The sequence below is a fragment of the Halomonas sp. SIMBA_159 genome (genome assembly GCF_046536035.1).
In the GTDB taxonomy this organism is placed as follows: Bacteria; Pseudomonadota; Gammaproteobacteria; order Pseudomonadales; family Halomonadaceae; genus Vreelandella; species Vreelandella venusta_A.
In genome coordinates this window covers 1-239 of the sequence record NZ_JAWJBT010001533.1, presented here as the reverse complement: position 1 = coordinate 239, position 239 = coordinate 1, and the positions used below count along the sequence as shown (strand labels likewise).

The 239-nt window shown below is 54.0% G+C and carries 1 protein-coding gene; it reads left to right on the top strand.

Features of this window, described 5'->3' with window-relative positions:
- A partial coding sequence (locus tag R0J87_RS24370) for a DUF4861 family protein (RefSeq protein WP_498889625.1) occupies window positions 1-239 on the top strand: 239 nt, incomplete at both ends.

Genomic DNA, 239 nt, shown 5'->3' with positions numbered 1-239 from the left:
GATCATAACGGCGATGGCGAAAAAGATACGTTACTACTGCAGGCAGAACTGGCTGCAGCGGCGTCTCAGAGCATCACCATCAGCAATAACCCGGCGCGGTTTGCAGCCCAACAATTGCCCAAACGTACCCAGGCCGAAATTTCCCGTAAAGCCGGCGGCCAGTGGCAAGGCGAAAAATATATCGGTGGCAGGTTTGAAAATGTGACGGAAGTCACGCCACCGCCGCAATATACCGATCA